The organism is Aurantiacibacter suaedae, from assembly GCF_005434915.1.
In the GTDB taxonomy this organism is placed as follows: domain Bacteria; phylum Pseudomonadota; class Alphaproteobacteria; order Sphingomonadales; family Sphingomonadaceae; genus Alteraurantiacibacter; species Alteraurantiacibacter suaedae.
On record NZ_SKCG01000004.1, the window covers coordinates 1 to 19,406 of the forward strand.

At 63.8% G+C, this 19,406-nt stretch carries 21 protein-coding genes; 11 read left to right on the forward strand and 10 right to left on the reverse strand.

All coding sequences use genetic code 11. The annotated features are described in order from the left end of the window. Positions 1–285 (forward strand): hypothetical protein (locus tag E0473_RS15550; protein WP_206663452.1); only part of this gene is annotated, 285 nt, incomplete at its 5' end. Between the two features lie 160 nt (positions 286–445). Here the strand turns inward: E0473_RS15550 and E0473_RS14005 are convergent. Further along, positions 446–1,212 (reverse strand): IS5 family transposase gene (locus E0473_RS14005; RefSeq protein ID WP_137681547.1). Its coding sequence is split into 2 segments (ribosomal slippage): positions 446–900 and positions 900–1,212, totalling 768 coding nucleotides; the frame shifts between segments, so codons are not numbered across the junction. Here E0473_RS14005 and E0473_RS14010 point away from each other — a divergent pair. The 3 genes from E0473_RS14010 to E0473_RS14020 all read left to right on the forward strand — a co-directional run bounded on the left by E0473_RS14010 (position 1,211) and on the right by E0473_RS14020 (position 4,494). Next, positions 1,211–1,624 carry a hypothetical protein gene (locus E0473_RS14010; RefSeq protein WP_137681548.1) on the forward strand — a complete coding sequence of 138 codons (414 nt, stop codon included), beginning with the start codon at positions 1,211–1,213 and terminating at the stop codon, positions 1,622–1,624. The genes E0473_RS14005 and E0473_RS14010 overlap by 2 nt on opposite strands. A gap of 193 nt (positions 1,625–1,817) precedes the next feature. After that, entirely contained in the window at positions 1,818–2,291 is a 474-nt protein-coding gene (locus E0473_RS14015) for a (2Fe-2S)-binding protein (RefSeq protein ID WP_137681549.1), read from the forward strand. Beyond that, the gene (locus tag E0473_RS14020) at positions 2,284–4,494 is read left to right on the forward strand and encodes a xanthine dehydrogenase family protein molybdopterin-binding subunit (protein WP_137681550.1); all 2,211 of its coding nucleotides are present in this window, start codon (positions 2,284–2,286) and stop codon (positions 4,492–4,494) included. Before E0473_RS14015 ends, E0473_RS14020 begins: the two co-directional genes overlap by 8 nt. Positions 4,495–4,532: 38 nt before the next feature. Here the strand turns inward: E0473_RS14020 and E0473_RS14025 are convergent, their stop codons facing one another. From E0473_RS14025 to E0473_RS14040, 4 genes are all read right to left on the reverse strand, one after another. Continuing rightward, the gene (locus E0473_RS14025; protein WP_137681551.1) at positions 4,533–5,156 is read right to left on the reverse strand and encodes an ATP-binding cassette domain-containing protein; all 624 of its coding nucleotides are present in this window, start codon (positions 5,154–5,156) and stop codon (positions 4,533–4,535) included. Then, on the reverse strand, positions 5,146–5,847 hold the full coding sequence (modB, locus tag E0473_RS14030) for a molybdate ABC transporter permease subunit (RefSeq protein ID WP_137681552.1): 702 nt from the start codon (positions 5,845–5,847) through the stop codon (positions 5,146–5,148). The genes E0473_RS14025 and modB overlap by 11 nt, the downstream gene beginning before the upstream one ends. After that, the gene (gene modA / locus E0473_RS14035; protein ID WP_241657532.1) at positions 5,844–6,587 is read right to left on the reverse strand and encodes a molybdate ABC transporter substrate-binding protein; all 744 of its coding nucleotides are present in this window, start codon (positions 6,585–6,587) and stop codon (positions 5,844–5,846) included. Before modA ends, modB begins: the two co-directional genes overlap by 4 nt. Before the next feature lie 100 nt (positions 6,588–6,687). Next, entirely contained in the window at positions 6,688–8,415 is a 1,728-nt protein-coding gene (locus tag E0473_RS14040) for a CHASE domain-containing protein (RefSeq protein ID WP_241657533.1), read from the reverse strand. 252 nt (positions 8,416–8,667) lie between these two features. Between E0473_RS14040 and E0473_RS15435 the strand changes: the two genes are divergently transcribed. The 3 genes from E0473_RS15435 to E0473_RS14050 are packed head-to-tail and all read left to right on the forward strand — an operon-like array spanning position 8,668 to position 10,611. After that, the gene (locus E0473_RS15435; protein WP_241657534.1) at positions 8,668–8,805 is read left to right on the forward strand and encodes a NepR family anti-sigma factor; all 138 of its coding nucleotides are present in this window, start codon (positions 8,668–8,670) and stop codon (positions 8,803–8,805) included. Then, positions 8,802–9,437: a sigma-70 family RNA polymerase sigma factor gene (locus E0473_RS14045; RefSeq protein WP_137681554.1), complete on the forward strand. Its 636-nt coding sequence runs from the start codon at positions 8,802–8,804 to the stop codon at positions 9,435–9,437. The genes E0473_RS15435 and E0473_RS14045 overlap by 4 nt, the downstream gene beginning before the upstream one ends. Positions 9,438–9,447: 10 nt before the next feature. Beyond that, positions 9,448–10,611: an AI-2E family transporter gene (locus E0473_RS14050; protein WP_241657535.1), complete on the forward strand. Its 1,164-nt coding sequence runs from the start codon at positions 9,448–9,450 to the stop codon at positions 10,609–10,611. Between the two features lie 72 nt (positions 10,612–10,683). On the opposite strand, the gene E0473_RS14055 is transcribed toward E0473_RS14050, so the two are convergent. Next, positions 10,684–11,295 (reverse strand): superoxide dismutase, encoded by a 612-nt coding sequence (locus E0473_RS14055; protein WP_137681555.1) that lies wholly within the window; start codon positions 11,293–11,295, stop codon positions 10,684–10,686. Positions 11,296–11,457: 162 nt separating this feature from the next. Between E0473_RS14055 and glmM the strand changes: the two genes are divergently transcribed. Genes glmM through thiD form a run of 3 tightly spaced genes read left to right on the forward strand, consistent with a single transcriptional unit; the run spans position 11,458 to position 13,777 of the window. Further along, the gene (gene glmM, locus E0473_RS14060; protein WP_137681556.1) at positions 11,458–12,795 is read left to right on the forward strand and encodes a phosphoglucosamine mutase; all 1,338 of its coding nucleotides are present in this window, start codon (positions 11,458–11,460) and stop codon (positions 12,793–12,795) included. Next, complete coding sequence (locus E0473_RS14065; RefSeq protein ID WP_137681557.1) at positions 12,795–13,022, forward strand: DUF1272 domain-containing protein; 228 nt, start codon at positions 12,795–12,797, stop codon at positions 13,020–13,022. Before glmM ends, E0473_RS14065 begins: the two co-directional genes overlap by 1 nt. Further along, positions 13,019–13,777 (forward strand): bifunctional hydroxymethylpyrimidine kinase/phosphomethylpyrimidine kinase, encoded by a 759-nt coding sequence (gene thiD / locus E0473_RS14070; RefSeq protein WP_137681558.1) that lies wholly within the window; start codon positions 13,019–13,021, stop codon positions 13,775–13,777. Before E0473_RS14065 ends, thiD begins: the two co-directional genes overlap by 4 nt. On the opposite strand, the gene E0473_RS14075 is transcribed toward thiD, so the two are convergent. Beyond that, positions 13,774–14,652 (reverse strand): LOG family protein, encoded by an 879-nt coding sequence (locus E0473_RS14075; RefSeq protein WP_137681559.1) that lies wholly within the window; start codon positions 14,650–14,652, stop codon positions 13,774–13,776. The two genes, thiD and E0473_RS14075, sit on opposite strands and share 4 nt — an antisense overlap. 175 nt (positions 14,653–14,827) lie before the next feature. Between E0473_RS14075 and E0473_RS14080 the strand changes: the two genes are divergently transcribed. Further along, positions 14,828–17,047 carry an O-linked N-acetylglucosamine transferase, SPINDLY family protein gene (locus E0473_RS14080; protein ID WP_161981621.1) on the forward strand — a complete coding sequence of 740 codons (2,220 nt, stop codon included), beginning with the start codon at positions 14,828–14,830 and terminating at the stop codon, positions 17,045–17,047. Positions 17,048–17,061: 14 nt separating this feature from the next. Here the strand turns inward: E0473_RS14080 and E0473_RS14085 are convergent, their stop codons facing one another. From E0473_RS14085 to E0473_RS14095, 3 genes are all read right to left on the reverse strand, one after another. Next, positions 17,062–17,379 (reverse strand): 2Fe-2S iron-sulfur cluster-binding protein, encoded by a 318-nt coding sequence (locus E0473_RS14085; RefSeq protein WP_137681561.1) that lies wholly within the window; start codon positions 17,377–17,379, stop codon positions 17,062–17,064. A gap of 72 nt (positions 17,380–17,451) precedes the next feature. After that, positions 17,452–18,141, reverse strand: coding sequence for a hypothetical protein (locus E0473_RS14090; protein ID WP_137681562.1), 690 nt, complete (start codon positions 18,139–18,141; stop codon positions 17,452–17,454). 137 nt (positions 18,142–18,278) lie between these two features. Beyond that, a complete protein-coding gene (locus E0473_RS14095) occupies positions 18,279–19,277 on the reverse strand; it encodes a sterol desaturase family protein (protein ID WP_137681563.1) in 999 nt (332 codons plus the stop codon). Positions 19,278–19,406: the final 129 nt, after the last annotated feature.

A 19,406-nucleotide genomic window follows, 5' to 3' on the forward strand; every position in this document is an offset into this window, starting at 1 on the left:
AACTCAAAAGCGGACAGCGATCGGTTCCCCGATTTTCACCGGGGGAGCCGGCTATCCGTCAAATTTGGCGACCAACTCAGTGGCGGAAGTCCGCTGCACCGCGTCGGTGGAGCCCATCTAGGCCCCACTCCGGATTCGGTCAACAGCGAAATTGAGACTTTTATGAAACTCTCGGATTATCAGGGAAATGTGACGGTTTCGCGCCAACTGGATAGCCGCGCGATCCGCCAGAAGGCCGCGAATTGCGCTGCAAATCCGAATCGAACCCGGCCCGAATCGAGCTAAGGACACAGATAATGTGGCTTGGCGCGGTCCGAGTGTCGGTCCGGTAGCGAGCTTTGAAAAACGGCGCGTGATGGGAGGCGCCCTTTATCGAATGCTTCGGATTGCGGGACTAGAGGGCCAGACAGGGGCTCGCTGGCTCTAAGGGGCTCGGTGGCTCTAACTAGGCCGTAGACTCATAAGCGCGCAGCCACAGTCGCATTGAGGCGAGCTGGACCATGGCGAGGAAGTTCTCGGCCAGCTTGTCGTAGCGGGTGGCAACCCGGCGGAAGTGCTTGAGTTTGGAGAAGAAGCGCTCGATGAGGTTCCGCTCCCGGTAGAGCCAAGTGCTGAAGTATGGCTTTGACCGACGATTGGCCTTGGGCGGGATATTGGCGAACGCCCCTTTCTCGCGGAGAGACGCCCGGGTGCGATCAGCATCGTAGGCCTTGTCCGCCAATACGATTGTTCCAGCGCCGACATGATCGAGCAGATCGTCAGCGGTTTGGCCGTCATGGGCTTGAGCAGCGGTCAGGCTCAGCCGGATCGGGAGACCTTGCGCATCGACGACCGCGTGGATTTTGGTCGTGAGCCCACCTCGGGAGCGACCGAGACAATGATCTCGATCCCCCTTTTTGCCGTCGCAGCCTGTTGGTGCGCCCGGATGGAAGTACTGTCGATCATCTGGATGTCGCCATCATGCGCGGCGGTGATGGCGTACATCATTCGATCCCACACACCAGCTTTACGCCAACGAACGAAGCGATTGTAGCAGGTGGTGCGTGGACCATAGCGTTCCGGCAGGTCGCGCCACGGCGCACCAGAACGCAGCACCCAGAATATGCCGTTCAGCACGCGGCGATCATCGACACGCGGCACGCCTCTGGGCTTGTTGGGCAGCAGTGGCTCTATCACGCGCCACTCGAATTCGGTCAGATCATATCGGCTCATGCCGATGCTGAATCAGAGATCGAAGCAGGATGAAAGTACAATCTCGCAGACGCAGCGATGGCAAAATTCCGGCCGTGCTGCTATCGGAAAGCGGGAGATGATGGTGAATCCTTTCAAAGCATTGCGCGAGTGGGTCGACCGCGCTTGGGAGCGGCACAGCTACATTCCCACATTCGCATTCGCGCAAAAGTTGCTCTTTCTCTCACCGCTCCTGCTGCTCGGCATCGTAAGCATGGTCGTTGATATTCCACCGGGAAGCCCAGGCTACTATTGGGGTTTTGGAATCGCAGGAGTCCTGCGCTTGCTTATCGGCGCCTTTCAAGCGTGGCGATGGCTTACGGGCTATGCCCGGCCCTCATGGCACGAAGAGCAGGCGCGCAAGCGGTCAGAACGGCGACACCAGCCACGGTAGCAAAGACTTGGCGCTCGCCCGAGAATCCGGCTCAATTTATGAGTTCACGACCTAGATAAAGGCACTGCCCCGCTAGGGCGTCCAAGACAAAAGGTTTTAGTCTGCCCGTTGGCTTACTGATGCTCTTCCGGTAGGCTGATACGGAAACAGTGTGCCCAGCCCCGGGCGGACGGCTTAGCGGGAGACTAGCAACATGGCCATCACGGTCACCATCAATAACGAAACGCGCGAGATCGACGCGCCGGGCGACATGCCCCTGCTCTGGGCCCTGCGCCAGGAACTCGGAATGGTCGGCACCAAGTTCGGCTGCGGCATCGGCATGTGCGGTGCCTGCACCGTCCACCTCGACGGGCAGGCCGTGCGCTCGTGCTCACTGCCGCTCTCGGCCATCGGCGACAAGAAGGTCTCCACCGTCGAGCATCTCGCACAGTCAGAAGTCGGGCAGGCGCTGCAACAGGCATGGCTCGATGAAGACGTGATGCAGTGCGGCTATTGCCAGGCCGGTCAGCTGATGAGCGCCACCGCCTTGCTCAACAGCAACGCCACCCCCTCGGACGACGAGATCGACGCAGCCATGCAGGGCAACATCTGCCGCTGTGCCTGCTACAAACGGATCAAGACCGCCATCGCTCAGGTGTCGCGCAATGAGGAAACGGCCAATGTCTGAGGCAACCACCCTTTCGCGGCGCAGCCTGCTCAAAGTATCGGCGCTTGCCGGCGGCGGCTTCGCGCTGAGCGCTACCATGCCGATGGTCGCCCGCGCCGTGAGCGCCGAGGCTGGCGCACCGGCGGAGCTGACCGCCTTTGTCACCATCGCGCCCGATAACACCATCACCATCATCGGCAAGAACCCCGAGATCGGCCAAGGCATCAAGACCTCGCTGCCGATGATCGTGGCCGAAGAACTCGATGCCGACTGGGATCAGGTCAAGATCGAGATGGCCGAGACCAACATGGCCAAATACGGCCCGCAGCTCGCAGGCGGCTCGTTCTCGACCCCGATGAACTGGATGCCGATGCGCCAGACCGGCGCGACCGCCCGCGCGATGCTCATCGCTGCAGCCGCGCAGAAGTGGGGCGTTCCCGTCGCTTCGCTCGGCACCGAACCGGGCAAGGTGGTGGAGAAAGCCTCGGGCCGTTCGGCAACCTATGGCGAGCTGGCGAGCCTTGCCGCCACCATGCCGGTGCCCGATCCCGAAAGCCTGACGCTGAAGGATCAGGCCGATTTCCGCATTATCGGCCGCGCCATCGGCGGGATCGACAGCCCCAAGATCGTGCGCGGCGAGCCGATCTTCGGTGTCGATACGCAGCTGCCGGGCATGGTCTATGCCGCTTATGAGCGCTCGCCCGTGTTCGGCGCTACGCTCAAGACCGCAGATGTGGAAGCCGCCAAGGCGCAGCCCGGCGTGATCGACGCCTTCATCGTGCGCGGCAACGGCAACCCCGAAGAGCTGGTTGACGGGGTGGCCGTGATCGCTTCGAACTGGTGGCTCGCCAACCGCGCCCGCAGCGCATTGAAGCCTGAATGGGACAACGGCGAATGGGCCAGCCACTCGACCGCAGGCTATGCCGCGAAGGCCAAGGAACTGATGGACGGCGGGCAGGCGGCCGAAGTGTTCGGCGAACGCGGCGACATGGCGGGGGCGCTCGCCTCGGCAGCCAAGGTCGTGACCGCCGACTACTCTTACCCGTTCCTCGCCCACGTGCCGATGGAGCCGATGAACTGCACCGCGCTGATGCGTGACGATGGCGTGATGGAGATGTGGGCCCCCTCGCAAACCCCGCAGGGCGGGCTTGCCTCTGTGGCCGAATATCTCGGCGTGCCGCCGGAAAAGGTGATCGTGCACATCACCCGCATGGGTGGCGGCTTTGGCCGGCGTCTGAATAACGACTACATGGTGCAGGTCGCGGCCATCGCCAAGGAAATGCCCGGCACGCCGGTGCAGCTGATCTGGAGCCGTGAGGACGACGTCAAGACCGACTTCTATCGCCCGGCCGGCTGGCACCGCCTGACCGCCTCGGTCGATTCCGAGGGCAAGATGACGGGCCTCAAAGACCACTTCGTCACCTTCGATCTGGGCGAAAGCCCGTTCAATCCGGCGCTGATGGCGCCCGATACCTTCCCTGCCAAGCTGATGGACAATCTGCTGCTGGAGCAGGACATGCTGCGCACGGCGATCCCGATGGGTGCCCTGCGCGCGCCCAACAGCAACGCGCTGGCTTTCGTGACGCAGAGCTTCCTCGATGAAGTAGCCCACGAGACGGGCAAGGATCTGCCGACGCTGCTGATGGAGATTGTCGAGGGCGCCGAGCCCGAGCCGACCACCATGGGCTTCACCGGCCCGACCCCCGGCTTCAACCCCGGTCGCCTGCGCGCGGTGACCCGCAAGGCCACCGAGATGGCCGATTGGGGCAAGCCGGTGACCGGTGGCCACGCCTTGGGCTTCGGCTACTATTGGAGCCACCAAGGCTATTTCGCCGAGGTGGTCGAGGTCTCGCTGTCGGACAGCAACAAGGTGCAGGTCCACAATGTCTGGTGTGCGGGCGATGTCGGCAACCAGATCATCAACCCGTTCGGTGCGCTTAACCAGGTCGAAGGCGCGATTATCGACGGCATCGGCCAGGCCTTGCAGCTCGCAGTCGAGATCGAGGGCGGCGCGGTCAAGCAGTCGAACTTCCACAACTACCCGCTGCCGCGTATGCCGATGACGCCGCAGATCCACGTCGAATGGGTGAAGTCGGACAATTCGCCGACCGGGCTTGGCGAACCGGCCCTGCCGCCGGTGATCCCGGCGCTGACCAACGCGCTGTTCGCCCTCACCGGCAAGCGCGTGCGCAGCCTGCCGATTGATACGAGCCTGTTTGCCTGATCCAATCGGTGCCTCTCCCCGCGCGGGAGGGGCACCGTTTAGGCCATCTCGACCACCTGCCCGGCAAGCCGCTCCACCTCGGCGCGGCTGTGGCTGACGAGCAGGATCGGAACGTCCATCGCATCGCGAATGCGCTCGATCAGGCCGAGCAGCGCCTCGGCGCGCGCGGCGTCGAGCGAGGCGGTTGGCTCATCAAGCAAAAGGAAGCGCGGGGCAGCCAGCAAGGCGCGGGCGATGGCGACGCGGCGGACTTCGCCACCCGACAGGTTCGCGGTCCGCCGGTCAAGCAGGTCGCCGATGTCGAGCAACCCTGCGACCTCATCGCGTGTGATCCAGCGCTCGGACGCAGGAGCCAGCCGCTCGCCATAGGCAAGGTTCGCACGCACGCTCATATGCGGGAACAGCCGACCGTCTTGAAACACATAGCCCGCGCGGCGCGCCTCAGGCGCGAGGTCGATCCGCTGCGCGCTGTCGAACAGCACTTGCCCTGCCGCCACCACCCGCCCCTCGCGCGGATGAAGCAGCCCGGCGATCGCGTTGAGTACGCTGGTCTTTCCCGCACCCGATGGCCCGACCAGCGCGGTGAGCCGGGCATCGGACGAGAACTCGGCAAACACCTCCGCCTCACCCAGTTGCAAACCCAACCGCACCTCAAAGGACATGGGCGCGGCTCCCACCCGAGCGGCGCACCAGCCATTCCGAGACCATCAGCGCTCCCAGCGACAGCACGATAGCCATGATCGCCAGCCGCGCCACCGCGCCCTCGCTGCCGGGGACTTGCAAGCCCGTGTAGATCGCCAGCGGCAGGGTGCGGGTCTGCCCCTCGATATTGGCGGCAAAGGTGATGGTCGCGCCGAATTCGCCCAGCGAGCGTGCGAAGCCCAACATCGCGCCCGCCGCGATCCCCGGCAGGCTAAGCGGCAAGGTGATCGTGGCAAAGGCTCGCAACGGTGAGGCACCAAGCGTTCGCGCCGCCTCGACAAGCTTGCGGTCCACCGCCTCGATCGAAAGCCGCATCGCGCGCACCATCAGCGGCAGTGCCATCACCGCCGCCGCCAGCGCCGCACCAAGCCAGGTGAACACCAGCGACACACCGAAGGCCTGTTGAAGCCAGTGGCCAATCGGCCCATTGCGCCCGAAGGCTAACAGCAACAGCCACCCGGTTACCACCGGCGGCAGCACCAGCGGCAAGTGGACGGCGGCATCGAGCAGCATCCGCCCCGGAAACCGCCGCCGCGCGATCAGCCAGGCCAGTGCATAGGCCAGCGGCAAGCTCGCCAGCACCGCTACCAGGCTCACCTTGAGCGAGAGGCCGATCACCGCCCATTCGGCTGCCGATAACACCCCGCTCATCGGCTTGGGGAGAAGCCGTGGCGGGCAAGTATTGCCTGCCCAGCGGAAGACTCGAGGTAGTCGGCAAAGGCCTCGGCCTCTGGTTGGGCCGATTCTGCGAGCACCGCCAGCGGATAGCGGATCGGCGCATGGAGTTCGGGATTGAACGACGCCAGCACGGTAACCTTGTCCGAAGCGAGTGCATCGGTGGCGTAGACGATTCCGAGATCGACCTCGCCCCGCTCGACCAAAGCCAGCGCGGCGCGCACATTCTCGGCCGGAACAATACGGGTGGCGAGATCCTCCGCCAGCCCCATCCGGGTGAGCGCTGCCATGGCATAGCGCCCCGCTGGCACCGTTTCCGGCTCGGCAAGGGCGAGGTGGCCGGAAAAGCCGGACAGCACGGCGCGCACATCGGACCTGCCCTCGCCCGGCTCGCCGGGTGCCACCAGCACCAGAGTGTTGCCCGCGATAGTGCGCCGGGTTCCGGGCCGCAGCAGATGCTGCTGCTCCATCCAGTCCATCCACTGCTGATCCGCAGTCACGACCAGATCGGCAGGCGCACCCTCTGCCGCCTGACGGGCGACAACCGCGCTCGAGGAAAATGATAGCAGCGGCCGCGCGTGGCCTTGGGCCGCCCAGCCGTCGGCAGCCGCTTCTAGCGCTTCCTGCATACTTGCCGCAGCGAGAACCACCGGGGGACCATCGCTCCCTTCGCGCTCACTCCCGCAAGCGGCCAGCAGCACGCTGCCCAACAGCAAAATAATCGCAAGAACTGGCGGAAAACGGGGCATGTCGTTACGCGCTATATATGCTTGTATATAGCGCGTAAATGGCAAACGAAGGCTTGCCGCCTGCCGTTTATTCCCCTTGCGCTTCTACCCGCGATGCGATGCGGCCCTTGCGCCCGCGCCTGCCTTTTCTGGTCAGCACTCCCGCGCGCAGGGCAAATTCGCGGGGCCGCCGGATGGGCACGCAAAGCACGCAGCGTACGCCCTCGGGCTCGAAAGAAAGGTCCACTGGATTACTCAACTCGTGAGCGACGATGCGCTGGATCAGATCGGTGCCGAACCCGCGCCCACGGTCCTGCCTCACCGGAGGACCGCCGCGTTCCAGCCACTCGATACGCACCAACTCTTCGCTCACAAGCTCCCACGTCACCCGCAGGTTGCCGTCGGGCACGCTCAGTGCCCCATATTTGGCAGCGTTCGTAGCCAGCTCATGCACTGCGAGCCCCAGCGACAGCGCCTCGTTAGGCGCAAGGTTCACCGCCTCGCCTTTGATAATCAGCGTGTGATCGCCGCTGGTGGCATAGGGCAGCAGCTCGGCTTCGATCACCGCGCCAACGGGGGTGGAGCCCCAATCTGACTGGGTGAGGAGATCGTGCGTCGCCGAAAGCGCGCGAATACGCCCGGTGAGCGAATCGGCAAAGCTGTCGAGATCCTCGCTGCGGCGCCGGGTGAGCGAGATGATCGAGAGGACATTGGCGAGCGTGTTCTTGACCCGGTGGTTCAGCTCCCGCGTGAGCGAATTGCGGATCGAAGCCTGCTCGCCATACCAGGCAAGCGTCGCTTCATCTTCCTCCGCCTGCTGCGTAAGCAATCGCACCACGACGGCCAGCAGGCTCGCCACCAGCAAGCCAAAAATCAGCGTTGCCAGGGCCAAGCCGGAAAGCAGCCCCCCGTCGCTGCGGCTCACCACCAGCAGCCAGGTGTTGTTGGCAATCGTAACTTCGCGGCGGCTGAGACGCGCGCCGGGTGCCTCTTGCGCGATCGTGCTCGCCATCAGCGTGCCAGGGTTTGTCCGGTCGCCATCGAACAGCTGCACACCGAACTGGCCCGCCTCTTCCAGCTCAAGCGCCGCAATCAGAAACTGGTCGGCATTGAACGGGCTGTAGATATAGCCCTTCAGTGCCCGCCCACCCGGGGCTGGAGCATAAACGGGCATGTAGATCAGGAAGCCAGGCACATCTTCGCCTGCATCTTGTTGCAGAACCACGGCATCGCTTGCAGTGGGCGTGGCCGAGACGGCAGCCTCGATCATGGCCGAACGGCGGATGGGCTCGGAATACATGTCGAACCCGAGCGCCCGGCGTGCCCGTTCGTTTTGCGGATGAAGGTAAGTGACAGGAACGGCAAAGGGTTGGCTGCCGTCGGGGCGCGGATGTAGCGGATGCGGCTCCCCGTAGTCGCGCTCCATCAGGGCGTCGAATGCCTCTTCCTCGCCCGGCCGCACCACCTCGGCCCAGCCGATGCCGTCGTTGCCGCGAAAATCGGAATCGAGCCGCAGTTCGGATACAAAACGGCGGAATTCGCCCTCCGGGATGTCGCCAAGCGTGGATAGCAGGGCGGCACCCGCGCGCAGGTAAGCGCTCGATGCGTTGGCGCGTCGCTCAAGCGCGGAAGCAATGGCATCAGTCCGTGCGCTCAGCTGCGTTTCGGCTCGCTGTGCTTCGCCGCGCTCGATAGCAAAAGCGCTGACCACGGCGATGGCTGTAATAAGCAGGAAAATGCCGACCGGCAGGGCGCGCGGGAACTGGACAAGCCACCGCTTCGCGCCCTTGCGTCTAACCTGCTGTTGGTACTTCACCAAGCGCCCTTCACCGTCGCGGATGCACCTGCAAAAAACAATCGTGCCATCCTACAACTGCCCATAGCCGGATCAGCCCTACAGGCAATTTCACCGGTCGCGTTTCATCCATGATCATTTCGGGGAACCAGACGAAAGCCGTTTCGTTCCAACAAAGCCAATTCAATTGCCCGATCAGCAACGGGCGCATACCTACAAACGGAAAAGTGCGGACCAGCGATGACGAAAGGCCAGCCAGGCAAGGACAAAACGATGGAAGAACCAGAATGGGCCAATGGGCTCAAACAACTCTATGACTCCGTCGTGGATGAACCCTTGCCCGATACCTTTCGCGACCTTCTGGCGAAGCTCGAAGGCGGCGCTCAAGGGGAAAGCAGCGCACGCAAATGAGCGCATCTGAGAGGGGGACGCCGCCTAGGGGCGCGCGTAGCGATACCGATCGCAACGATTTCAAACGCGAACTGACCGAAGTCATCCCGCACCTGCGCGCCTTTGCTCGCGGACTGTGCGGCAGGCCGGACATGGCCGACGATCTGGTGCAGGAAGCGCTGATGAAGGCTTGGGCCGCGCAGGAGCGGTTCGAACCGGGTACCTCCATGCGTGCCTGGACCTTCGTGATTTTGCGCAACGCCTATCTCACCGACATGCGGCGCAATCGCTTCCGCGGCGAGTACGACGAAGGCGTGGCCGAACGCACGCTGACTGCTCCAGCCGGGCAAGAAGAGCCAATGCACCTTTCGGACATGCACCGCGCGTTGCTCACGCTTCCCGCCGAAAGGCGTGAGGCGTTGCTGCTGGTTGGCGCGGGCGGTTTTTCTTATGAGGAAGCGGCCGAAATCTGCGGCTGCGCCGTAGGCACCATCAAGAGCCGGGTGGGCCGTGCGCGGTCTGCGCTTTCTGCCATGCTTGAAAGTGGTGACATCCCAGACCGGTCTACCGACGACCCATCTGCTCATCGCGCCATTCTCGACGAGCTCGGGCGCGTTGCCGCGGGCATGGGCATCGCCGAACCGACCCGATGACGAGAGACGGGTGAGCGTCGAGCCAAGCGGCCCCAGGGCCGAGACCGATCCCGAACCGTTGCCGGGTCAGCAACTGAGCTTCGCAGCTCAGGAGCTGCGCCTTATTTCGGCGCTGGTGTTTCTGATGGCGGTGGGGCTATTCTTCGCCCTGCCGTTTGTTCTGTCGATCGGTTCTGTGGTGTTCCTGCCGCTGGTTTCGGCCTTGATCCTCACGATCATCCTTTCCCCCCTGGCCGACAAACTGTCGAGCTGGGGGGTGCCCAACTTCCTTGCTTCGCTGCTCGCGCTGCTGGCCTTTTTCGGCGTTCTCGCGGTTGCGCTTACGGTTGTTTTGCAACCGGCCATATCGCTGTTCGACGATGTGCCCGCGATGGTCGCACAGGTGCAGAAGCACTTTGCAGACCTGCGTGTGACCTTTAGCTGGATAGCCGACCTCAATCAGCAAATCGGCGGTTTCGACGAGGGAGAGGAAGTGCGCGAGGTGGTGCTCGCAACGCCCAGTTTCCTGGAACAACTGGCCTTTGCCACGCCGACCGTGCTGCTTGAGGTACTGCTCACCTTCATGATGGCCTTTTTCATGATCGAGGCGCGCATCCGACTGCGCCGCCGCTTGCTGCTGGATCGCCAGCAGGTCGGTGCCAGCCTCAAGGCCGCGCGCGCCATGCGCGAGGTGCAGGATCGGGTCGCAGCCTACATCCTCACCGTCGGTCTCATCAATACGGGCGTCGGCGTGGTGGTAACGCTTGGGGCATGGCTCATGGGCCTGGAAGCGCCGTTGATGTGGGGTGGTCTTGCCGCCTTGCTCAACTTCGTGCCTTATGTAGGCCCGCTGGCGATGATCGGCCTGCTCTCGCTGTTCGGTATCGGTTCGGCGGACCACTTTCTGGTCGGCCTTATCCCCGCCGCTGCCTATCTCGGGCTCCACACGGTCGAGGCCAATATCGTGACCCCGGCAGTGCTCGGCGCGCGTTTTACAATGAACCCGGTGCTGATCCTGCTTGCGCTGACCTATTTCGGGTGGATCTGGGGCGTGGCCGGTGCACTTCTGTCCGTGCCGATTCTGCTGACGCTCACGGCGCTTGTCGATCACCTCGGCCGGCCCAACTTCATCGGCTTCCTGTTCGGCGAACCTCTCTTTGCGGCCAACGTGCTCGACCTGCAAAACGAAGACTGAAATCCTAATACGAAAAGACCCGCCCCGGCGGATGCCGGAGCGGGTCTTCGCGAAGCTATGTTCTAGCTAGGATCAGGCCGGATAGGTCCAGGCCGAACCGCGCGCCAGGTTGTCGGCGGCGAAATCCCAGTTGAGGTGATCGTCGACCACCGCCGAGAGATAGCTCGGGCGGGCGTTCTGGTGGTCGAGGTAATAGGCGTGCTCCCACACGTCGATGGTCAGAAGCGGGTTGAAGCCGCTGTCAGCCAGCGTATCGCCATCGTGGGTTTCTTCGATCGAGAGCTTGCCGCCCTTCTCGGCGAGCCACACCCAGCCGCTGGCGAAGTGGCCGGCACCGCGATCCTTCAGCTTGGTCTTCAACTCGTCGAGCGAACCGAAGGCTTCGTCGATCTTGCCAGCGAGATCGCCCGAAGGGCCGCTGGTCGAAGGCGCGAGCGAGTGCCAGTAGAACCCGTGGTTCCAGCTCTGCGCTGCATTGTTGAACAGGCCCTGGTTCGAACCGCGCGCCGCCACGATAACATCTTCAAGCGGCTTGCCGTCAAGCTCGTCGCCTTCGATCGCGGCATTGGTCTTGTCGATATAGGCCTTGTGGTGCTTGCCGTGGTGATAGCCCAGCGTCTCGGCGCTGATCGCGGGGGCGAGCGCTTCACTGTCGTAGGGCAGATCGATAAGGGTGAATGCCATGTGAGGGTCCTTCCTGTCTCTCGGGTCGTAACTGATATCCCAACGCGTGAACCGCTGTCGGGTTGCATAAGCAAGACAATGAGCCATCTCGGGCGTGACAAGCCTGATTTCAAGCGGCAAAGCAGGCCCACCACGCGCATTTCGGCAAGTTCGGGAAATTCAATGGGACGCACCTACTTCGGAACCGACGGCATTCGTGGCCGCGCCAACGGCAAGACGCTAACTGCATCGCTGGCGATGAAGGTCGGCATGGCGGCAGGGCAGCACTTCTTGCGCGGCGATCACCGTCACAGGGTGGTGATCGGCAAGGACACGCGCCTGTCGGGCTACATGATGGAAAACGCGCTCGTGGCCGGCTTCACCAGCGTGGGCATGGACGTTATCATGACCGGGCCGCTGCCCACCCCCGCCGTGGCCCTGCTCGCCCGCGAGATGCGCGCCGACCTTGGCGTGATGATTTCGGCCAGCCACAATCCCTTCGGCGACAACGGCATAAAGCTGTTCGGCCCCGATGGCTTCAAGCTTTCCGACGAAGACGAAGCGCAGATAGAAAAGCTGCTGGGCGAAGAGCAGACCCTGGCCGAAGGCGCCGACATCGGCCGCGCCCGCCGGATCGAGGATGCGCGCGGGCGCTATATCCACGCGGTCAAGCAGTCGCTGCCTAACGATGTGCGGCTCGACGGGCTGAAGATCGTGGTCGATTGTGCGCACGGCGCGGCCTATCAGGTCGCGCCCACCGCGATCTGGGAGCTGGGCGCGACGGTCATCGCGATGGGAGTCGAACCCGATGGCCTGAACATCAACGACGGCGTCGGCTCGACCTCGCTCGATGCGGTGAAGGCGCGCGTGGTTGCTGAAGGGGCCGACCTTGGCATTGCGCTCGATGGCGATGCCGACCGGCTGATCGTGATCGACGAGCAAGGTGAGGCGGTCGATGGCGACCAGATCATGGCGCTGATCGGCTCGCGCCTGGCCGAGCAGGGTCAGCTCAAGGGCGGCGGCGTGGTCGCCACGGTGATGAGCAACCTCGGGCTCGAACGCTTTCTCGATGCGCGCGGGCTGTCGCTGGTGCGCGCCAAGGTAGGCGACCGCTATGTGCTCGAAGCGATGAAGGCGGGCGGTTACAACGTCGGCGGCGAACAGTCCGGCCATATGATCCTGCTCGACCATGCCACCACCGGCGATGGCACCGTGGCTGCGCTGCAAGTGCTGGCAGCGCTGGTGCAAAGCGGCAAGCCTGCGAGCGAATTGCTCCACCTGTTCGATCCGGTGCCGCAGCTGCTCAAGAACGTGCGCTATGATGGCGGCGACCCGCTGGCAGCGGACAGCGTGCAGGCGGTGATTTCCGAGGCCGAACGCGAATTGTCGGGCAAGGGGCGTCTGGTGATCCGCAAGTCGGGCACCGAACCCCTGGTGCGTGTCATGGCCGAGGGCGACGACGGGGCGCAAGTCGAGGCGGTGGTGGACCGCATCTGCGACGCAGTGAAGGCGGCAGCATAATGCTCGAAATGCGCCCGGATTGCGAAGCCTGCGGGGTCGATCTCCACCCCAACAGCCTCGGTGCGCACATCTGCAGTTTCGAGTGCACCTTTTGCGAGGAGTGCGCGCTGGCCCATGCCAATCTGTGCCCGAATTGCGGCGGCGAGCTGTTGCCGCGCCCCACGCGCACTGGCGAGATGCTGATGCAATATCCCGCTTCCACCACCCGGCACCACAAGCCCAAATGAGCGCGCGCCCACCCCGCGTCCTCGTCATAGCCGGGTCGGACAGTTCCGGCGGCGCTGGCATTCAGGCCGACATCAAGACCATCACCATGCTCGGCGGCTATGCGATGACCGCGATCACCGCCGTCACCGCGCAGAACACCCGCGGGGTAAGCGAGGTGGAGACGCTGACGCCCGACTTCGTGGCGGCGCAGATCGACGCCTGCATGGAGGATATCGGGGTCGAGGCCGTGAAGATCGGCATGCTCGGCAGCGCCGACATCGCCGAAGTCGTGGCCGACCGGCTGGAAGACCTGCCCTGCCCGATCGTGTTCGATCCGGTGATGGTCGCAACCAGCGGCTCGGTGCTGGCTGATGAAGCGACGATTGACGTGTTCGAGTGGCTAATGGAGCTAGCCACGCTGACGACACCCAACGTGCCCGAACTCGAAGCGCTCGGCGGTGCGGCGACGCTGACGGACAAGGGGATCGCGTTCCTTGCCAAGGGCGGCGATGCCGACGGCCCGATGGTGGAAGACCGGCTCGTGCGCCCCGGCCAGCCCGACAAGCTGTGGAGCGAGGCGCGCATCGTCACCCGGCACACCCACGGCACCGGCTGCACCTTATCCAGCGCTATCGCCACCCACCTTGCGCGCGGAATTCCACTGGAGGACGCGATCGCCAACGCACGCCAGTTCGTGCGCGAGGCGCTTCACGCCGCGCCCGGCTATGGCGGCGGCGCAGGGCCGATGGGGCATCAGGCGGTGCGGTTAGGCTAGCCGTCCAGCTCGTAAAACTGGGCGATGTGCTTCCAGGCCTGCTCGGCTGTCTCCACCCGCTGAAACAGGTCTAGATCGGCGGCGTTGATCGTGCCTTCCTCTACCAGCGCCTCGAAGTTGATCACCCGGTCCCAGAAATTCTTGCCGAACAACAGCACGGGGATCGGCTTCATCTTGCCCGTCTGGATCAGGGTCAGCAGCTCGAACAGCTCGTCGCAGGTGCCGAAGCCGCCGGGGAACACCGCCACGGCGCGCGCGCGGATCAGGAAGTGCATCTTGCGCAAGGCGAAGTAGTGGAAGTTGAGCGACAGATAAGGCGTCACGTAAGGATTGGGCGCTTGCTCATGCGGCAGCACGATGTTCAGCCCGACGCTCTCGGCCCCGGCCTCGCTCGCGCCACGGTTGGCCGCTTCCATGATCGACGGCCCGCCGCCCGAGCAGATCACGAATTGGCGCAGGCCGTCCTCGATGATGCTTTTCTCGCTGACCAGCTTCGCCAGCTTGTGCGCTTCCACATAATAGCGCGACTTTTCCGCCAGCTTCTCGGCGATTTTCTTCTGTTCGGGCGTCTTCGCGCGCGCCATCACATCGTCGATCTGCTCAGGCGCCGGGATGCGGGCAGAGCCGTACATCACCAGCGTCGAGCCAACCCGTGCCTCTTCCAGCACCATCTCAGGCTTGAGCAGTTCAAGCTGGAAGCGCACCGGGCGCAGTTCCTCGCGCAGAAGAAACTCGGTGTCGCGGAAGGCCAGCTTGTAGCTGGGGTGGCGCGTTTGCGGTGTATCGTCAGGCGCGCTTTCGGCAAAGTCCGCCTCGGCATCGGCATGGTAGAACTTGTGGTCGACCAGATCGCGGTCTCGGGGCTTCTCGCTCACAGGCGGTCCTCTTCTCGTTTCTTTCGTATTCCGCCTAGAGGTTCGCCGGACAAGACGGAAGAGAAGATGGCGGAGATCCTTATTATAAGGAGAATCACCTAGCCTGCTCTTCCCGCTCCTCAACCATGAATGGTTAGCGCCGATGCGTGACATACTGCGGAAGGACCAGGCGCGCATGGCAGGACTAGAAAGCACGCTCATCAAGGCGAACGGCGCACTGAAGCGCGGGGATGCCGACACGGCGCGCACCCTCTATGAAGAGGCGCTGGCCCGCTATCCGCGCAACAAGCGGCTGCGCCTCGCGCTTGACCAGCTCGACACCGGCAACGATGCGCAGCTTGCGCTCGACAAGATGGTGGCTGCCTACAAGGCGGGTGAGATGGCCGATGCGGCGCGGATCGGCGAGGCGCTGTGCCGCACCCATCCGGGCAAGCACGCCATTCACAACCTGCGCGGCGCGGCGCTGCTGCAACTGGGCGACCTTGCCGCAGCACGCGATGCGTTCCAGTGCGCCCGCGACCTCGCCCCCGGTGACGCGGCCTGCACCAACAACCTGGGCATCACGCTGTCGCGCATGGGCGAGAAAGAGGCAGCCGAGCAACTCTATCGCGAAGCCGTGGCGATCAATCCGGCCTATATCGACGCGCGCTACAACCTCGCGCACGTGTTGCAGGAACGCGGGCACGACGAACAGGCTGAAGCGGCTTACAACGAATGCCTCGCAATGGCGCCCGATCACGCCGATGCGCACTACAATTTCGGCAACCTGCTCGCCGCGCAGAAGCGCCACGAGGAGGCGCTTGCCCAATTCCGCGAGGCCGCCCGCGTCCGTCCCGACCACGCCGACACGCACAATAACATGGGTGCCGAGCTACAGGCGCTGCACCAGCCCGACGAAGCTGTCGCCGCCTACGACCGCGCGCTGGCCTTGCAACCGGACGATACGAAGGTGCTGCTCAACCGGGGCAAGGCGCAGGTGTCGACCGGCGCGCTGCCCGATGCCATCAGCAGCTTCCGCACGGTGCTGCGGCACGAACCGCTGAACGCCGAGGCTCACCTTCACGCGCTGTTCCAGGAAGCGCACATCTGCGACTGGCACGGCCGCGGCGAATTCGACCATCTGCCACCTTCGCAGCTAGGCTCGCTGCAACCCTTCGCCGCCTTTCCCTTTGCCGACGATCCAGCGCGCCAGCTCGCCCATGCCAAGGCTCACGCGGCCAAGGTGTTCCCGGTAGTGACGGCCACTGCGCCCACCCCTGCCCCATCGAGCGATGGCCGCATCCGCATCGGCTATTTCTCCGCCGACTTCCACGATCACGCCACCATGTACCTGATGGCGGGGCTGCTTCGCGAGCACGACCGCAGCCGCTTCGCCATCCATGCCTACAGCTACGGCCCGCCGCGCGAAGGCGATGCCATGCGCGCCCACGCCCGCGCCCAGTGCGATAGCTTCACCGAGATCGGCAACCTTTCCGATGCGCAGGTGGCCGAGAAAGCCCGCGCCGATGAGCTCGACATCGCGGTCGACCTCAAGGGTTATACCCGCTTCACCCGTTCAGGGATGTTTGGCCACCGGCTCGCCCCGGTGCAGGTCAACTATCTGGGCTACCCCGGATCGCTCGGCCATCCGGCGATGGACTATCTGATCGCCGATCCCGTCACCACGCCCGCGGGCTACGAACAGTATTTCACCGAGAAGCTGGTGCGTTTGCCGAACTGCTACCAGCCCAACGACGACCAGCGCGCGATCATCGCCGACATCCGTAGCCGCGCCGACCACGGACTGCCCGAGCAAGGCTTCGTGTTCTGCTCGTTCAACCACACCTACAAGATCGGACCGCAAGAGTTCGATATCTGGATGCGTCTTCTGGGCGAGATCGAGGGATCGGTCCTGTGGCTGCTGCGCTCGAACCAGTGGGCCGAGGGCAACCTTGCCCGCGAAGCGGCAGAGCGCGGGATCGATCCGGCCCGGATCGTTTTCGCACCCGATCTGCCACACAACGAACATCTCGGCCGCCTGACCCACGCCGACCTGTTTCTCGACAGCTTCGCGGTCAACGCCCACACCAGCGCCTCCGACGCGCTTTGGGCAGGGCTTCCCGTACTAACGATGGCCGGACGGCAGTTCCTCTCGCGCGTCGCCGCCAGCCTGGTGACTGCGGCGGGTGTGCCTGATCTCGCCACCAGCGACGCCGCCGAATACGAGGCGAAAGCGCTGGAACTGGCGACCGACGCCGAAGCCATGGCGCAGATCCGCCAGCAGCTGGCGGCAGGACGCACTCAGGCTCCACTATTCCGCTCGGCGCCATACGCGCGCCAGCTTGAAGCCGCCTTTGCCGGGATGCACCAACGACAAGTGGCCGGGCTCGCACCCGACCACATGACGATCGACTGACTGGGCTGCCCCGCTTAGTCGGCCGGGGCGATCTTTACATCGGCAAGATCGAGCTTGGCCGTGAGCGGAACCTGGCAGGCAAGGCGCGAGCCCGCCTCGCGATGGTCCGAGCCGTCAAGCAGGCCGTCTTCGTCGTCCGACACCGGCGAAAGCAATGACAGAACGGCCTCATCGAGGATCACGTGGCAGGTGGCGCACGAACAATGGCCGCCGCACAGCGCGAAGCCATCGGTGAGGCCATAGTCGCGGATCGCCTCCATCAGCGTGCCGTCAGGCGTTGTCTTGACGGCGTGGGTCTTACCTTCGCGATCGGTAACGGTAAGCGTAATCATCTCACAATGCTCCTGCTGGCGCGGATCGCGCCGGGTCTGGTGGAATAGGAAAAACGATGTGTGGGTCTGGGCTCAGCTCGCCCGACCGGGCTGCGCTGCCTCTGGCGCGACCGATCTCATCTCGGCCAGCTCCAGATTGAGAGCGCGCTTAAGGGTGCGCCTGAACAGATAGGGTTCGAGGAAACGACCAAGAACATAAAGCGCAAGAAACAGGCCTGCGAGAACGTAGGAAGGCGTGGTCGGGAGCTTCTCTTTCTTTTGCTCGCCTTCTTCCTCCATGCGCTGCTTCTTCTGCTCCAGCGTTTCCGGAGCCGGGGCTCCCAGCGCCTCGTCGATCCAGTGATGCGGCGCGGGTTCCTCCTCCTCGTCGGCTTCCTCTTCGGATGCCCCCTCGGCCTTCGCCACCTCAGCCTTGCGGTCTTCCCACTGGTTGATCGCAACGGCAATCTGCGCGAACCCCACGAAAAACAGCGGAGCCAGCAATACGAGGGCCAGCGCGTTGCTCTTCACATCATAGAGAAGCTTGGTCAGCCCGCCCTGCTGTTCGACGGTCAGGGTGCCTTGCGAGAAAGTCGCCAGCCGATCCTGCGCCGCCGGGTTGCCCTTGATGTACGTCAACGTGTTATCGCCGTAGTCGCACTCGGTGGTTTCCTTGTCGACCAGTGGCCGGAGCCGCGCGAAAGTCTCTTCGGTCGTCAAGGGCGGCTCGATCGCGATTTCGCCGCGGCTGCGCCAGGCCCAGTCGATAAAAGGCAGGTTCACTGTGGCATTCTCCGGCTCTTGGCGAGCAGGCACAGGCCGACCGTCCTGCCCCGACAGGGGGCAAGGTGGTGACTGCGTGCTTGCGATGACTTGGGAAGGTGCCCCCGGCCCGCGTACCGGACCGGGGGCGGGGTAGCTTATTCGGCAGGTACAGCGCTGCTGCCCTGCTTGTTCGACTTCGAGCGGAGCCACTGCCGGGCGGAATTATAACCCTCGCTAAACGGATAGTGCATGGCTTCCTTGATCGTCATCCGGCGGCCGCCTTCCATGCCCAGCTGCTCGGCTTCGCCATCGATGCAGGTGCCGAACATGCGATCGAAGATGATCCAGGTCGCGCCGTAATTGCTGCGGCTGGCCTCGTAATCCTGCGAGTGGTGCACGCTATGGTGCTCGGTGGTGTTGAAGAAGAACCTCCACCAGCGCGGCGTGTTGAAGCGCACGTTGATGTGCTGATAGGTGCCAATGGCCAGGCCAAAGGTGCCCGCCAGCAGCGCTGCACGCGGGAGAAAGTCGAAGAAGCCGCCGATACCAAGGCCGATAAGGAAAAGCTCCACCGGGTTGCCGACCGCGCCCTTATTGATGTTGAGCTGCGTGATGTAGTGGTGCGGCGCATGGGTCAGCCACAGCGGATACCAGTTGTGCATTCCGCGGTGCATCCAGTACTGGCCGAAATCGAACAGCAGCGAGATCGCCAGCGCCTGGATCAGCAGCGGCATACCCGCAAACCAGTCCAGCTTGCTCCAGTCGGCGGCGCCCTGCACCGCCTCGATGATGACGTCATCGCCCAGATAGGCGCCCATCATGCGCACGATGGTGTAGCCCATCCCCACATAGAACAGGTCGGTCACCGCCTCTTTCCAGGTCAACATCCAGCTGCGGTGACGCGGTGCCATGAATTCCAGCGCAATCAGGAAGGCGCGGAAGGCAAGACTGATGATGATCGCCGTTTGCGCGGTGGCAATGGAGTTTGGCGCATAATACCAGAAGGCCAGCAGCGCGATGAGGCTCACGGGCTGAAAATACGTGAAGAAGGCAAGCTTCCACGGCCCGCCCTGCACCTTGGGTATGTTCTCCCAGCCCACCGTTACCGGTGCCTGGGTGCCAATCATCCTGTTTCCTACTTTAACCCCGGCCATGCCTATTCTCCATTGGCCGGGCCTTGCGGCCCGGGCGATTGCAGAATCTCTCCCGGCGAACGTTATGCTCTAATGGCTTGAGAGAGAGGCTATAGGTATTAAAGATCAGGTCAAGCGTAATAACGAAAG